13 protein-coding genes are annotated in these 15,302 nt (G+C 64.7%); 8 read left to right on the top strand and 5 right to left on the bottom strand.

Going from position 1 to position 15,302, the window contains the following annotated elements; all coding sequences use genetic code 11:
• The first annotated feature begins 237 nt into the window (after window positions 1–237).
• From AC4PTT_RS00355 to AC4PTT_RS00335, 5 genes are read left to right on the top strand one after another with little or no spacing between them, the layout of a single operon-like run.
• The gene (locus tag AC4PTT_RS00355) at window positions 238–1,197 is read left to right on the top strand and encodes an ABC transporter permease (protein ID WP_113153785.1); all 960 of its coding nucleotides are present in this window, start codon (window positions 238–240) and stop codon (window positions 1,195–1,197) included.
• Complete coding sequence (locus tag AC4PTT_RS00350; protein ID WP_065816583.1) at window positions 1,197–2,036, top strand: ABC transporter permease; 840 nt, start codon at window positions 1,197–1,199, stop codon at window positions 2,034–2,036. Before AC4PTT_RS00355 ends, AC4PTT_RS00350 begins: the two co-directional genes overlap by 1 nt.
• Window positions 2,033–3,778, top strand: a complete 1,746-nt coding sequence (locus AC4PTT_RS00345) for an ABC transporter ATP-binding protein (RefSeq protein ID WP_206553376.1) — start codon at window positions 2,033–2,035, stop codon at window positions 3,776–3,778. The genes AC4PTT_RS00350 and AC4PTT_RS00345 overlap by 4 nt, the downstream gene beginning before the upstream one ends.
• A 2-nt stretch (window positions 3,779–3,780) precedes the next feature.
• The gene (locus tag AC4PTT_RS00340; protein ID WP_492161905.1) at window positions 3,781–4,794 is read left to right on the top strand and encodes a serine hydrolase domain-containing protein; all 1,014 of its coding nucleotides are present in this window, start codon (window positions 3,781–3,783) and stop codon (window positions 4,792–4,794) included.
• Window positions 4,795–4,802: 8 nt separating this feature from the next.
• Window positions 4,803–5,930 carry an anhydro-N-acetylmuramic acid kinase gene (locus tag AC4PTT_RS00335; protein ID WP_492161904.1) on the top strand — a complete coding sequence of 376 codons (1,128 nt, stop codon included), beginning with the start codon at window positions 4,803–4,805 and terminating at the stop codon, window positions 5,928–5,930.
• On the opposite strand, the gene AC4PTT_RS00330 is transcribed toward AC4PTT_RS00335, so the two are convergent.
• Window positions 5,927–6,355 (bottom strand): GNAT family N-acetyltransferase, encoded by a 429-nt coding sequence (locus AC4PTT_RS00330; protein WP_492162576.1) that lies wholly within the window; start codon window positions 6,353–6,355, stop codon window positions 5,927–5,929. The genes AC4PTT_RS00335 and AC4PTT_RS00330 overlap by 4 nt on opposite strands.
• A gap of 207 nt (window positions 6,356–6,562) precedes the next feature.
• On the opposite strand from AC4PTT_RS00330, the gene AC4PTT_RS00325 reads away from it, so the two are divergent.
• Both AC4PTT_RS00325 and AC4PTT_RS00320 read left to right on the top strand, forming a co-directional pair.
• Window positions 6,563–6,928, top strand: coding sequence for a YciI family protein (locus AC4PTT_RS00325; RefSeq protein WP_113153789.1), 366 nt, complete (start codon window positions 6,563–6,565; stop codon window positions 6,926–6,928).
• Window positions 6,925–8,154, top strand: coding sequence for an RNA polymerase sigma factor (locus tag AC4PTT_RS00320; protein WP_492161903.1), 1,230 nt, complete (start codon window positions 6,925–6,927; stop codon window positions 8,152–8,154). The genes AC4PTT_RS00325 and AC4PTT_RS00320 overlap by 4 nt, the downstream gene beginning before the upstream one ends.
• Here AC4PTT_RS00320 and AC4PTT_RS00315 read toward each other — a convergent pair whose 3' ends face one another.
• From AC4PTT_RS00315 to AC4PTT_RS00300, 4 genes are read right to left on the bottom strand one after another with little or no spacing between them, the layout of a single operon-like run.
• Window positions 8,155–9,504, bottom strand: coding sequence for a sugar porter family MFS transporter (locus AC4PTT_RS00315; RefSeq protein WP_492161902.1), 1,350 nt, complete (start codon window positions 9,502–9,504; stop codon window positions 8,155–8,157).
• Complete coding sequence (locus tag AC4PTT_RS00310; protein WP_206549147.1) at window positions 9,501–10,835, bottom strand: sugar porter family MFS transporter; 1,335 nt, start codon at window positions 10,833–10,835, stop codon at window positions 9,501–9,503. The genes AC4PTT_RS00315 and AC4PTT_RS00310 overlap by 4 nt, the downstream gene beginning before the upstream one ends.
• A gap of 3 nt (window positions 10,836–10,838) precedes the next feature.
• Window positions 10,839–12,368, bottom strand: coding sequence for a GMC oxidoreductase (locus AC4PTT_RS00305; protein ID WP_222512273.1), 1,530 nt, complete (start codon window positions 12,366–12,368; stop codon window positions 10,839–10,841).
• Complete coding sequence (locus AC4PTT_RS00300) at window positions 12,349–13,671, bottom strand: DegT/DnrJ/EryC1/StrS family aminotransferase (RefSeq protein WP_420507367.1); 1,323 nt, start codon at window positions 13,669–13,671, stop codon at window positions 12,349–12,351. The genes AC4PTT_RS00305 and AC4PTT_RS00300 overlap by 20 nt, the downstream gene beginning before the upstream one ends.
• Window positions 13,672–14,020: 349 nt before the next feature.
• Between AC4PTT_RS00300 and AC4PTT_RS00295 the strand changes: the two genes are divergently transcribed.
• Window positions 14,021–14,998 carry a helix-turn-helix domain-containing protein gene (locus AC4PTT_RS00295; RefSeq protein WP_492161901.1) on the top strand — a complete coding sequence of 326 codons (978 nt, stop codon included), beginning with the start codon at window positions 14,021–14,023 and terminating at the stop codon, window positions 14,996–14,998.
• Window positions 14,999–15,302: the final 304 nt, after the last annotated feature.

Below are 15,302 nucleotides of genomic sequence, written 5' to 3'. Positions count from 1 at the left end.
GAGGGCTATTGATGGCCCGTCACCCTGCAATGATCTGCAGGTCGGTACCGGAGGCGTATGAGATGTGTGGTGTTTGGTTCAAACCCTCAGAGTGCCGGGGCCAAGGTCCTCAATGTGAGAACTGATCCCCAGCCCTCATGGTGAGCTTGTCGAACCACGGGGGCGGCATGAAGGGCGCGGCCCTCAACCCCACGGCACAAGACGATTGCAGTTAGAAGGACACGGAGTGGAAGCTTCATGAATTACCTGGCCCGAAGGCTGATGACCTTTCCATTGGTCATGCTCGGGGTGTCCATCCTCGTCTTTGTTTCGATCCGGCTGGTGCCGGGCGACGCCATCACCGCCATGCTGGGAACGGAGGCCGGGCTTCTGACGCCCGATCAGCGCGCAGCGCTTGAGGCCTATTTCGGCATCGATCAGGGCTGGTTCACCCAGTACTGGCGCTGGCTTGCGGGTGCGGTTCAGGGCGATCTCGGCGTGTCCGTGACCTTCGGCAAGCCGGTGCTCGACGTGATTCTCGAACGCTTTCCGCTGACGCTGGAGCTGGCGCTTCTCTCCATGGTCATCGCGCTCGCCATCGGTCTTCCGGCGGGCATCTTCGCCGCCACGCGCAATGAAAAGCCCTCGGACCTCGCCGTGCGCATCTTCGCGATGATCGGCCAGTCGACGCCGAACTTCGTGTTCGCGCTTCTGGCGATCTATGTTCTGTCGGTGGGCTTCGGGGTGCTGCCGGCCATGGGCGAGTTCACGCCCTTCCTTGAAAATCCGCTGCGCAATCTGGGGCAGATGATCCTGCCGGCGCTGACGCTGGGCTTTGCCTTCGCCGCCGCCGTGACGCGCATTTCGCGTTCGGCCATGCTCGACATTCTGAGCGACGATTACATCCGCACCGCGCGCGCCAAGGGCGTGCCGGCGCGCAAGGTGATCTGGCGGCATGCGCTGCCCAACGCGCTGATCCCGGTGGTGACGCTGAGCGGCGTCGAGTTCGGCTATCTCCTGGGCGGCGCGGTGATCGTGGAACAGATTTTTGCGCTGCCGGGCCTCGGGCGCATGGTGCTCGACGCCATCCTCCAGCGCGACTACGCGCTGGTGCAGGGCTCGGTCCTGTTCATCGCGCTCAACTTCATGATCGTGAATCTTCTGGTCGATCTCGCCTATGCGGTGCTCGACCCACGCATTCGGCTGGGGGGCAAGTGATGCAGTTGCTGCGCGCCATTTTCAGCCATTCGAGCGGCCGCATCGGCGGCGCCATCGTTGGCCTTTACATCATCATCGCCATTCTCGGGCTTCTCGGCATTACGCCGCATGACCCGCTGATGCAGTTCCGCGTCGACCGTCTGCATGCGCCCGACGCGACCTACTGGATGGGCACGGACCTGTTCGGCCGCGATGTGGCGAGCCGGTTGATGCTGGGCATCAGCCAGTCCTTCATCGTCGCTTTCGCCTCGGTGGCGCTGGCGGCTGTGGCGGGCATTGTGCTCGGTCTTGCGGCCGCGTGGTTCGGCGGCTGGTGGGACGGCACGATCATGCGCTTCATGGACGTGCTTCTGGCTTTCCCGGCGATCCTTCTTGCGCTGCTCATCATCGCAATCGTGGGGCCGGGCACCTGGACCAGCGTGATGGCCATCGCCATCGTCTACACGCCGATCTTCACCCGTGTGGTGCGCGGGCCGGCGCTCTCCCTGAAGACGCGCGACTTCGTGGACGCCGCGCGCACCTTCGGTTCGAGCCGCAACTACATTCTGACGCGCCATCTGATGCTGAACCTCGTCGCGCCGCTGACGGTGCAGGTGACGCTGGCGCTCGCATGGGGCCTTTTGACGGAGGCGGGCCTGAGCTTTCTCGGCCTCGGCACGCAGCCGCCGGCCTCGTCGCTTGGCCTGATGCTCGCCGACAGCCGCAATCTGATGGAGATGGCGCCCTGGCTCCTGATCTTCCCGGGCATTGCGATCATGATCGGCATTCTCGGGTTCAATCTTCTGGGGGATGCGCTGCGCGACATTCTCGATCCCAAGACGCGGAGGTCGGTCGCATGACATCGCTTCTGTCCGTTTCAAACCTGCGCGTCGGTTTTGGCCGCAAGCCAGAAGACAATGAAATCGTCCATGGCGTGAGCTTCGATCTCGCTGCCGGCGAGACGCTGGCCATTGTCGGCGAAAGCGGTTCGGGCAAATCCGTCACCGCGCTGTCGATCAACCGGCTGGTGGATTTCGGCGGTGGCCGCATCATCGACGGGTCTATCCGGTTCCGGCGCGAGGACGGCAGCACGCTCGATCTGGCAGCAGCCGGCGAGCAGGAGCTGACGAAGATCCGCGGCGGCGAGATCGGCATGATCTTCCAGGAGCCGATGACCTCGCTCAATCCGGTTCTGACCATTGGCGAGCAGATTGAGGAATCGTTCCGCCTGCATCGTGGCCTGACCGGCCGGCAGGCGCGGGAAGCGGCGAAGGACGCGCTCGACCGCGTGCGCATTCCCGATGCCGCGCGCCGGCTGAAATATTGTCCGCACCAGCTTTCCGGCGGCATGCTCCAGCGCGTGATGATCGCCACGGCCCTGTCGTGCAATCCGCGTCTCCTGATCGCGGATGAGCCCACCACGGCGCTCGACGTGACGGTGCAGGCGCAGATCATGGCGCTTCTCGCCGAGCTGAAGCGCGAGACCGGCATGGGCATGATCTTCATCACCCATGACATCGGGCTGGTGGCCGGCATCGCCGACAAGGTGATGGTGATGCAGAATGGCGAGGCGGTGGAGCAGGGACCGCTCGACGCGGTGCTTGATGCGCCGCAGCATCCCTATACGAAGCATCTTCTGAGCGCCGTGCCGCATTTCGAGGCCGGGCGCGCCACGCGCACCGACTATCGCCGGGCCGACGAGCCAAGCGCCGCGCCGGCGCTTAAAGTGGAAGGGCTGACGGTTCGCTTTCCGGTGACCGGTGGTCTCCTGCGCCGGCAGACCGGTGCGGTTCATGCGGTGGACGGGGTCGATTTCGACCTGATGCCGGGCGAGACGCTGGGCATTGTCGGCGAAAGCGGCTCGGGCAAATCGACCACGGCGCGCGCCATTCTGGGGCTGGTCGAGCCGACGCGCGGCACATTCTCCGCGAACACGAATGGCGCGGCGCGGCAGAGCAGCAAGCCGGTGCAGATGGTGTTCCAGAACCCCTATGCCTCGCTCAATCCGCGGCTTCGGGTGGACAGCATTCTGGCCGAGCCGGTGATTGCCGCCGGCGGCGGGCTGAACGGTGAAACGCAGGCGCGCATGCGCATGCTGCTCGACCGGGTGGGCCTGCCGGAGAATGCGCTGGAGCGCTATCCGCACGAGTTTTCCGGCGGCCAGCGGCAGCGCCTTTGCATCGCCCGCGCGCTGATGCTCAACCCGTCCGTGGTGGTGCTGGACGAGGCCGTCTCGGCGCTCGACGTTTCGGTGCAGGCCAAGGTGCTGGAACTCCTGGTGGACCTGCAGCGCGAGTTCGGCCTCGCCTATCTCTTCGTCTCGCACGACATGGCGGTGGTGGAGCGCATCGCGCACCGCATCGCGGTGGTCTATGCGGGGCAGATCGTCGAGATCGGTGATGCGGCGTCGGTTCTTTCCGATCCGAAACACGCCTATACGAAACGGCTGATCTCGGCGGTGCCGAGCGTCGACCGGCGCAAAGAGACCTTTGAGGTGGACACGCGGCAGGTGCCGTCGCTGGTGCGGCCGCTGGGCTTCGAGCCGGAGCCGGCCAACTGGCAGAGTTTTGGTCCCGACCACATGGCGCGGGCGGAGGCATGAGCATGACGGACACGCCTGCCTTTGCGCCGCGCTTCGAGTGCGCCTTTGCCCTGCTGAACGCTTCGGTGGAGGCGGGGCGCATTCCCGGCGGGGTGCTCGGTGTGATCGACCGGGATGGCGGGCGCATGGTGCGCGCCACCGGTTATGCGCAGCGTGTGCCGCATGAGCGTGAAATGCGCACCGACACTTGGTTCGATCTTGCATCGCTGACCAAGGTAATCTTCACCACCACGCGCATTCTGGAACTGGCGAAAGAGGGCGTGATCGATCTCGATGCGCGGCTCACCACGCTTCTGCCGGATCTGCGCCAGTATGATCCGGGCGCATGGGAACGACAGGTGACATTTCGCCAGTGCCTCGGCCACCAGACGCCGTTCCCGGCGGTGGAGCCGATCTACACCTATGGCCGCGATGCTGACCTGCTGCGCGCCTTCATTCTCCAGCGGCGCTGGGAAAAAGGCCCGTCGGTCTATTCCGACATCAACTTTATTCTGCTCGGCGTCGCGCTGGAGCGGCTTGAGGGCAAGCGGCTGCGGGCATTCGATCCGGGGCCGGGCTTCGCCTTTGCCGCCGATCCGGAAAAGACGGCGGCGACCGAGGACTGCACATGGCGGCACCGGGTGCTTTGCGGCGAGGTGCATGACGACAATTGTTCAGCGCTTGAGGGCGCGGGGCATGCCGGACTGTTCGGCACGGCCGACGCCGTGCTCGATTTCGCGGCAGGGCTTTTTGCAGGCGACGCCGATGGGGATGAGACGGTGGCGCTGATGCGCACGCCGCTTTCCGAAAAACGCACCCATGGCTGGGAACGGCCATATGAAAACTGGCCCGGCGGGGCGCTGGCCAGCGCCGGCACGATCGGGCATACGGGTTTCACGGGAACAGGGCTGTGGGTCGATTTCGACAATGGCCTTGCGTGGACCCTTCTCACCAACCGCATACATCCGACCCGGCATTTCGACAGCGGCATCGCTGCGCTGCGACAGGCGGTCGGCGATTGCATGAACGCAGGATAGGAACGCACATGGCTGAAGGATTTGAGCCTGTCTGGGCCGTCGGCCTGATGACCGGCACCGTACTCGACGGAAACATCGACGTGGCGCTTCTGAAAACGGATGGCGAGCGCATCGAAGCGTTCGGCGCTTACGCGCTGGCGCCCTATCCGCAATCGACGCGCGACCTTCTGGAAGAGACGTTGCAGCAGGCGCGGGCCTGGAATTTCGAGGGCGATGAACCGGCGATCTTCGCCGAGGCGGAAGAGGTTCTGACGCGCGCGCAGGCGCACGCTGTGCGAGAGCTGGTGGAGAGCCATGGCCTGACCATGGCCGATATCGGCGCGGTCGGTTTCCACGGGCAGACGGTGTTGCACCGTGCGCCGCAGGAAGGGCGTCTCGGCGAGACGCGGCAGCTCGGCGACGGCGATCTGATGCATTCCATTCTGGGCTGTCCGGTGGTCTATGATTTCCGCTCGGCCGACATGCGCGCCGGCGGGCAGGGGGCACCGCTTTCGGCAGCCTATCATGCAGCTCTCTTGCGGGACGTGGACACGGACGGCGAGACGGGGGTGCTCAATCTGGGTGGCGTGGCCAATGTGAGCTGGTGGGACGGTGCGGACCGGCTTATCGCTTTCGACACCGGCCCGGCCAATGCGCCGATCAATGATTTCGTCAAGGCGCAGGGGCTTGGCGACATGGATCGCGACGGTGCGCTGGCGGCTTCGGGCACGGTGGACGAGGCGCGGCTGGCGGAGCTTTTGAAGCATCCCTACCTCACCGCGCCCTATCCGAAATCGCTCGACCGTTTCGACTTCGGTGCGTCCATGGCCGATGGTCTCGACGCCAGCACGGGTGCGGCGACGCTGACGGCCTTCACCGCATCGGCGGTTGGCAAGGCGCTCGATCTTTTGCCGGTTCGGCCAAACCGGCTGATCGTGTGCGGTGGTGGCCGGCACAACCCGACCATCATGAAGATGCTGGGCGAACGCGCCGGCGTGGAAGCAGCCCCCGCCGAAACGGTTGGCTGGCGTGGCGACGCCATCGAGGCCGAGTGCTTCGCTTTCCTTGCGGTGCGCGTGCTGCGCGATCTGCCGATCAGCTTCCCGACGACGACGGGCGCGCCCGAGCCGCTGCGCGGCGGGAAGATTGCCCGCTAAATTTTTGTGTGAGACGAGGGCAGCCGCTTCTGGAGAAAGATGCGGCTGCGCCCGATCGGGAAATTCTCAAGCCGTCCGAATTCCACATAGCCCTGACGGGTATACGCCTTCTCGGCGCTGGGATTGAACGTGTCGATCAGCGCGGAGTGGCAACCGCGCCGCTCTGCCTCTTCTTCTGCCGCCGCAAGCATGCGCCCGGCCATGCCCTGCCCGCGCAGGCTGTCATCCACCCACAGTTTCTGAATGTAGAGCCAGCCCCAGGCGGTGTAGCCGGAGATGCCGGCCAGCACAGCGCCGTTCTCATCGCGCACGATGATGGCGAGCGTGGCCTTTTCGGACGGGCCGACATCGGCGTCGTTGAATGCAGCGAGCTCCGTCTCCACCCGCGCCAGCGCCGCCTTGTCCGGCGTTTCGGTAACTTCGATTGTGACGCTCACGGCCATTCCATCCTTGTTCAAAACGGTTTCGAGCGTTCTATCCTTCCTGCGGGGAACGGCAAGAGGCGGGGAGAAGGTGGGCCGTATCGGCAGGTTCATTTCGACAGGGCGCGAAAAATTTTTCATGGTGTTGTCGAATCCGGCTGCCGCCAGACGACCATGGGCGTTCGAAGCGCTCATATAAGGAGAGACACCATGCGCTATGCCTGCCTGATCTATTACAATCCGAAAGAGCTGTTCGGCGGTAGCCCGGAAGCGAATGCGGCGCTGGCCGAGTGCGCTGGCTATGACGAGAAGCTGAAGGAGACCGGCCACTTCGTCATGGGCGAGGCGCTGGAGTTGCCGGAAAACGCCATGACCGTGCAGATGCGCGACGGGAAGATGTCGGCGGTGGACGGCCCCTTCATGGAGACGAAGGACATGCTTGGCGGCATCGTGCTCGTCGAAGCGCCCGACCTGAACGATGCGGTGCGCGCGATCAGCGGTCATCCGCTGGCGAAGATCGGTTCCATCGAAGTGCGTCCGCTGGTCGACTTCTCGAGCCCGCCGCCGCAGCTGTGAGCGGGGCCGACGCACGCGCTGCCGTCGAGGCGGTCTATCGCCGCGAGAAGCGGCGCGTGCTCGCAACACTGATCCGCCTTCTGGGCGGGTTCGATGCGGCGGAGGAAGCGCTCCATGAAGCCTTCGCCGCCGCAGCGGACCGATGGCCACGCGAAGGCGTGCCGGCCAATCCCTATTCGTGGCTGGTGTCGACCGGCCGTTTCAAAATGGTGGATCGCTGGCGTCGGCAGGCGCGGCTTGCCGGCGCGCTGCCGCAACTTGCAGCGCTGGCCGATCCGGCTTCGGAACCGGCTATTCCCGAACATATCCGCGATGACGAACTGCGGCTGATCTTCACCTGCTGCCACCCGGACCTGCCTGCCGATGCCAGCATTGCGCTGACACTGCGCGAAGTCGGCGGGCTGACCACGGAAGAGATCGCGCGGGCTTATCTGACCCGACCGCCGACGATTGCTCAACGGATCGTGCGCGCCAAGGCGAAGATCCGCGACGAGGCGATCCCCTTCGAGATACCCGCACGGGCGGAGCTGCCGGGACGGATCGAGAGCGTCCTGCGCGTGATCTATCTCATCTTCAATGAGGGGTATGCCGCGACCGACGGGCCGGCGCTGACGCGCGCCGACCTTTCCGGTGAGGCGATCCGGCTCGGCCGGTTGATGGTGGGGCTGATGGACGATCCGGAAGTGGCGGGCCTTCTGGCGCTGATGCTTCTGCACGAGGCGCGGCGCGAAAGCCGGGTGGACGCGGCAGGCGACATCGTTCTGCTGGAAGATCAGGACCGCTCGCGCTGGGACCGCGCCCTGATCGATGAGGCGCGGGCGTTGATCGATCACGCGCTGCAGGCGGGACGGCTTGGCCCCTATCTTTTGCAGGCGGCGATTGCAGGGGAGCACGGCGCGGCGGCGCGCACGGATGAAACGAACTGGCGGCAGGTCGTGTCGCTCTACGACATTCTGGCGATGGTGGACCCGTCGCCGGTTGTGGCGCTCAACCGGGCTGCGGCGCTCAGCATGCGCGACGGTGCGGAAGCGGGGCTTGCGGCCATTGATGCAGCGATGGCCGATGGAAGGCTCGGCGCCTATCATCTGGCCCATGCGGCCCGCGCCGACATGCTGCGCCGGCTGGGACGCATCGACGTGGCGCGGGATGCCTATCGCACGGCGCTGGAGCTGGCCCGCCAGCCGGCGGAGCGCCGGTTTCTGGAGCGGCGGCTGGCCGCGCTCTGATCAGCGGCCAACCTGCCGGAGCGGGACGCCCTTCAGCACGTTCTCCTCGATGGCCTCGAGCGAGCGGCCCTTGGTCTCGGGCAGCCAGATGATCGAGATCACCAGTGCGAACAGGCAGATCAGGGCGAAGAACATGAACACGGTCGAGAGACCGAACTGCGTTACGCCGGTCAGGAAGAACAGCGCGACCAGCGCGTTGAACAGCCATGAGGTTGCGGACGCAGCGGAGAGGCCCGCCTCACGCAGGCTGGAAGGCATGAGTTCGGCCATCAGCACATAGGGCAGTGGCCCGAGGCTGAGGGCGAAGGCGGCGATGTAGACGCACAGGCCGGCGAGGCCGAGAAACGGCATGTCCCACAGATGCGCGGCGACCACGGCGGAGAGGCCGAGGATCATGACCAGCGATCCGTAGATCGCCAGCGGGCGGCGGCCAAGCCTATCGACGGTCAGGATGGCGATGACGGTGGCGATCACATTGATGAGGCCAAGGCCGAAGGTTGCGCCCAGCGCTGCGAGCCCCGGCGGAAAGCCAAGCTCGGTGAAAATGGTGGGCGCATAATAGAGAATGCCGTCAATGCCGCTCAGGTTCTGCAGAATGAAGAGACCGCAGCACAGGGCGAGGACGGCCAAGGTCGCGCCGGTGCGCAGCGAGAGCGAAGGCCGCGCGTGCCCGGCGGTGGACGGCGCGGCGTGCGGGGTGGGCACGCCAAGCACACCGGCTGCTGCGCGGGCGGCGGCGTCGCCGCGCGTGGCGATGAGCCAGCTCGGGCTTTCCGGCACGGCGACAAGCATGAGGAGCCCGGCGAGCGGGATGACCATGCCGCCGCCAATGGCGAGCGGCCATGCGGAATGATCGAGCAGGATGAGCGGCACGGCATAGGCGGCGAGAATGCCGAGCGTGACGGCGAGCTGAAACAGCGCCACCACGCCGCCGCGCCGGTCTGCCGGGGTGGCCTCGCCCGCATACATGGGCGCGACCATGGAGGAGATGCCGACGGCAAGCCCGATCAGGACGCGCGCAAAGACCAGCAGGGAGAGGGACGGTTCGGTGAGAACCACGCCATAGCCGGCGGCAGCCAGAACGAATGCGCCGGCCAAAGCCATGCGCCGGCCAAAACGGCGGGCAAGCGGTGCGGCTGCAACCGCGCCGAAGAAGCAGGAGATGACCAGCGAGACGGTGAGATATTCCTGCCCGCGAACGGTGAGGCTGAACACTGCCGCGATGGGCTCCAGCCAGTCGGCGATGCTGGCCGTGCTGTAGCCGAACAGCAGCCCGCTGCAGGCTGTCAGTGCGGCGACCCGCGCAACCGCGAAGGCGGCGGGTCTGCCGGGAATGGCGGCATCGCTCATTGCGCCGCCACGAGCTCGCGCTGTTCCAGATCTTCAAGGCTTACGCCCTTGGTCTCCGGCGCATAGAGCCAGGCGACCACCGCGCCCAGAACGCAGAAGGCGCAGAACACGGCGAAGGTTGCCGCCGCACCGGCATAGCTGACAAGCACCGGGAACATGAAGACCACGAGGAAGTTGCACGACCAGTTGGCGACCGAGGCCATGGCCATGCCGCGGCTGCGCATGGCGAGCGGGAAAAGCTCGGACATGTAAAGCCAGGGAAGCGGCCCGAGACTGACGGCGAAGAAGGCGATGTAGGCAAACAGCCCGATCAGCGCCAGTGTCGCAAGCTCGGAACCCTGTCCGTTCATCGCATAGGCGATCACGGCGAGGCTCACGGCAGAACCGATGAAACCCAGAATGAAGAGCGGTCGGCGACCGAGCCTGTCGACGAAGAGCATCGCAACAACGGTCATCACGACATTGACGAGGCCGATGCCCACCGTGGCGGTGAGCTGGGTGCTCGAACCATCGAAGCCGGCATGGCCGAGAATGGTCGGCGCATAATAGATGACGGCGTTGATGCCGCTGACCTGCTGAAGCAGGAAGGCGGCGATGGCGAAGATCGCCAGCGGGCGGATGTGATCCGACAGGAAGTCCGACCACGGGGCTGTGCGCGGTTCGCCTGCATGCGTTGCGGCGATGTCGCCGACAATGTGGTCCACTTCCTTGCGGTCGAGGTCCGGCTGGATGGCGGCGATGACCGAGCCGGCCTCTTCGCGGCGGCCGCGCATGACGAGCCAGCGCGGGCTTTCCGGCGAGAGCGCGATGCCGATCAGCGAGACGAAGGCGGGCACCGCGCCAAGCGCCAGCATCCAGCGCCATGCGCCGAGCGGCTCCAGCGCCAGGTCGATCAGATAGGACACCAGAATGCCAATCGTGATCATGAGCTGGAAGGCAGAGACGATCGCGCCGCGATGCCGCGCCGGCGCAAGTTCGGCGAGGAACATGGGGGCGGCGAGCGCCGACGCGCCGATGGCGATGCCGAGCAGAAGGCGCGCAAGGATGAGCGCGATTTCTTCCTGCGCCAGACCGCTGGCGATTGCACCGATGCCGAACAGAACCGAACACATGATGAGCACCTTGCGGCGGCCCAGACTGTCGGCCCACAGCGCGGCGAGGATCGCGCCACCCACCGCGCCAAGCGGCACGGAGGCGGTGACGAGGCCTTCACCGGAGGCGGAGATTTCGAAGGTCGAAGTAATGAGCGGCAGAGCGCCGGCAATCACGCCTTCATCGAACCCGAAGAGAAAGCCGAACAGGGCGGCCAGTATCACCAGTCGGATCAGCATGGATCAGTTCTCCTCCCCAAGCAGCTCGGCCACGCCTTCTGCATGACGAAGCGACCAGGCCGTGATGGTCAGGTAGCTGTTGGCCGAACCCTGTGAAGGCCACGCTGCGGAATCGGCAACGGACAGATTGGGCAGAGCCCAGAACCGGCCATGGGTGTCGGTGACGCCGACGCCCGGCTCCGCCGACATGCGCAGGCCGCCGATTTCATGCAGGGCCGCGCCGGGCGGGTTGATCTGGCTGCGCACCAGCTCCGCGCCCATGCCTTCCGCCACCTGCGGAAGGAAGGCGTTCATCTCGTCGAGAATGCGCAGGTCGTTTTCGGTGCGTCCGTTGAGGACTGCATAGCGGCCCATATTGCCGGGGCCGTCGCCGCATTGTCCGGTCAGCTGTAACTCGTTGCTCTTGGCCGCTTCGCCGACGCCGAAGCAATAGGCGAGGAGGTACAGCCCCTGGGGATCGCAGTCGAGCCACACGGTTGCGTGATAGGGCGAATACCAGGTCTCGTCGAACGGTCCCTGGATCTGGATGTGGTAGGGACGGTCCTTGCCGGCGGGAATGAAGGTGTAGATCGGCTCGTTGAGCGGCGCCTTCAGACGGAACAGGCCCTGAATGAACAGGTGGTCGGCGATGTGGGTGCCGACCAGCGGGTGAATGTCGCGCAGACCGGAATCGAGCGCCAGCCGCGTCGACTGGATCGCGCCACCGGCCAGACTGTAATGACGGGCGACAAGGCGGAAGCGGCGGTCGCTCTGCGCACCGCGCGCGACGATGCCGGTCACCTGCCGGCCATTGTTCTCGATGCTCTCGGCAATGGTGTCGGGAACCAGCACGATGCGTCCGCGCGCCACTTCTCTTGAGAGAAGGCCGCTGCGCAGCAGGCGGTCGGCAGCAGAATCGAAGCCGCGCGGCACATAGCCATTGCGCGATTCCTGCGTGTCGACACCGAGTGCGGCGTGTTCGGCATCGATGCCGGCCTTGTGGAGGCGGTCCAGAATCGTGTCCTGCGCCTTGCCGCGGAAGAAGGGCGGGCGCTCCTCCGAGCGGCCGGAGACATGCATGATGCGCTCGGCGCGGTCGTAATAGCTGGCGAACTCTTCATAAGAGAACGGCCAGTCGTCAAAATCCCATTCCGAAAAGCGCGGCGTGCAGCCGCCCCAGAAAAGCGTGCGTCCGCCGACAGCCGACCATGCATCATTGTTGAGCGGTGAGGCGACGCCATCGCTGAAGTGCTCATGGTCGGTCCAGGCGGTGCGGTAGCGCACCAGATTGTGGATCTGCGGGGTGATGTCCTCGCGGCTGCGGAAAGGGGTGGAGCCCACATGGCTTGGCAGCAGGAAAGGGCCGGCCTCCAGGATCACCACGGAAAGACCCTTGCGCGCCAGTTCGATGGCGCTGGTGACGCCGGCCGTTCCGGAGCCGATCACCAGCACGTCAATGCCGGTGGTCGCCTTGGAGATGGAAAAGGGATCGGAGGTCAGGAGAGAAGAGAGTGTCGGCATCGGTGCGGCGGTCTCAGCGATTGAAGAGGGCATTGGCGACTTTTCTGAATGCGGTGATGATGTCGGTGACGTCGTCGTCGGTGAGTTTGGAAGCGATGGCGAGGAGCGCACCGCGCTCGCTGAGCGCATCGCAATTGGGCAGCGCGCCGCGGCGATAATCGATCTCGCCGGCAAAGGCGTTGAGCGGATGCGTCCACGGGAAGCCGTCACGGCTGTTGGATCGCTTCTCGGTGAGGCTCGGAATGTTGAAATACCAGTGCAGTCCCCATTCGCGCATGGTGATGCAGCTCAGCGAACCTGCCGGGCCGCGAATGCCCTCGGCGCGCAGTGCCTCGGTGAAGGCCTGACAGGTCTCGGCGTCACGATAGAGCGTGACAAGGAAGGGGCCGCTGTCGCCGGATGGATCCGGCACGGTGCGGAAATCGATCTGCGGAATGTCGGACAGCGCTTCGCGGATGCGCCATTTGGCCGTGCGCATGGCGCCGGTGATCTGGCCGAGCTTGCGAGACTGGGCAAGCGCCATGGCGCCGGCCAGATCCGACATGCGTGCGCCAAAACCCCAGAGCTGGCAGGTCTCGTCGGATGTGTCGAGCCGCCCTTCTTCATTGCGCGCAAAGCCCAGATCGTGGAGCGCGGTGATGCGGCGGAAGATGGCGTCGTCCTGACAGACGATCATGCCGCCATCGCCGGCGGTCATGTTCTTGTTGAGCTGGAAGCTGAAGGTGGCGATGTCGCCGAAGCGGCCAACCGGCGTGCCGCCGGAACTTGCGCCGGCAGCCTGCGCGCAATCCTCGATGAGAGCGAGGCCGTTCTCCTTCGCGATCCCTGCGATCTCGGCCACATGGCCGGGCGCACCACTCATATGCACCAGAAGGATGGCGCGGGCGCGCGGCGTGATCTTGCGGCGCAGATCCGCCGGATCCATGCAGAAGGTCTCGTCAATATCGACCAGCCGGGGGATCGCGCCGCTGCGCACGATGGCGGACACGCAGCTCACCCACATATATCCGGCGATCAGAACCTCGTCGCCCGGCCCGATGTCGAGCGCCGAAATGGCGATGGAAAGGGCGGCCGTGCCGGAGGAAACGCCAAGCGCATGGCGATGGCCATAGGCGGCGCGCCACTCCTGTTCCAGCGTGTCGACCATGTGCTGCGGGTCGGGACCGTAAAACCGGAAGGGGCTCTGCGCGTCGATCACCCGGTCGACCAGCTCGCGCTCCTCCTTGCCGATCCAGTGTGCGCCGGGCAGTTCCCAGGGCAGGGGCGCGGTGCGCACGGGCGTGCCGCCTTCAAGCGCCAGGCGATTGGCCAGCACGGTTGGGCTTTGCTCGGTCATGAAGCGTTCCTTGGTATGCGGTGTGTTGCGGTATGTCGTTTGTCGGGGTTTCCGGACACGATGCCTGCCGGCTGCTCGAAGAGCGCCTTTGCGAACGCATTCCGCACAAGAAGGTCGCCGGAACGCCTCCGGCCTTCTTTCATCCCCCTTGAAAACGAAACGCATCCGCCCGCCGCGCGGTGAAATACCGGCGCACGGTCACGGAAGGTTCCTGATTTGCAATGCTACACAGCGAAACGCCGGCTAAGTCTTACAAGGGTTGTGGTGAATTGCTTTTTGTTATCATTATTTGCAGCGCCGCTTCGTCATATATGGGTGGCGGCTGCGTGTGCTTGGGGGAGCGTTTCAAATGTCTATGGCAGGGTCTTTCGAGAAACCGACCGTTGAAGTGAAACTTGAAGCGGAGGGTGGCGAGCGCCATGCCGGTTCGGCCTATGACAGCGAGGCGATGTCCGCCCTGCCATTCGGGACCTGTGAACTCGAACGGTTTGAACTGAATGACGGGGTGATCCTGCATCTGACCCGCATGCATTTCCGCGAAGAGACGGAAATGGAAATCGGCAACACCCAGCCGCCGGGAACGGTCAGTTTCATGGGGTGCGCCTCCGGCGTCGTTCACTACGATCTCAATGGCTGTGACGGGGTGTTCACGAACCGCGATAATCTAGCCATGCATCTGCCCGAGCATCGGGGCACTTTCCGGGTCATGCCGGGCAAGGCGGTCTGCGCCGCCGGCATCTGCCTGCGCGAGGAGATGATCGAGAGCCGGCTTGGCTTTGCACCGCCCAAGGCCATGCACCGTCTCTTTCATATGGAAGAGCGTACGGTGCAGCATTTCGAGACCCGTCCCGAGGTGCGCTTTCTCTGCGCGATGATGAATGACTCGCAGCTTGGCGGAGAAACCCGTCGCCTGCATCTGGAAGGCACGGTCAATGCGCTTCTGGCAATCTATTGTGATGTGATCAGGCAAAGCGGCCTCAAGGAAGATGAGCGCGCGATCAGCGAGCATGATCGGTCCACGGCCTGCGCGGCGCAGGATATTGTTCTTTCGCGGCTGGCGGATGCGCCGGGGCTGGAAGATCTCTCCAAAGAAGTGGGCATGGCGCCGCGGCGTCTGAATGAGGTCTTTCGCCAGGCGTTCGGCGAGACCGTTGCGGAGTTCACCCGAAATGCCCGGCTGGATGAGGCCGCCCGGCGGATAAAGCTGGAGCGCGTCTCCATTAAACGGGCTGCCTGGGATGCCGGATATCGGCATGTGGCGAATTTCAGCCGGGCGTTTCAGTCCCGTTTCGGCTGTACGCCGGGTGATCATTCCCGACGTCCCTAGAAGAGGTCTCCGGATCGGCTCACACCTTATAGAGGGAGAAGCGGTCCCCGCCCGGGACGGTATGACGGTAAAAGTCAGGGTGCCGTAAGGGCAGTTTTACATGTCAGAATGCGACATGGTTTTTGCGGGCTAGAGTTTTGCCGGCAAGAATGGCTGAAAAGGCCGGAAATGCGCGGTTTGGCAAGTTTTCTGCCCTGTTTGTCGTTTTTTATTATCGTTTAGAATCAGTGGGTTGGGTGTGATTTCTTTCGGTTTTTAGGTTGGAATACGAAGAAAAACGAAAAACTTGAAAAAAGCGCGTTGA

It is taken from the genome of Nitratireductor sp. WH36-1 (genome assembly GCF_058725515.1).
This window is presented reverse-complemented; position numbering and strand designations above follow the sequence as displayed.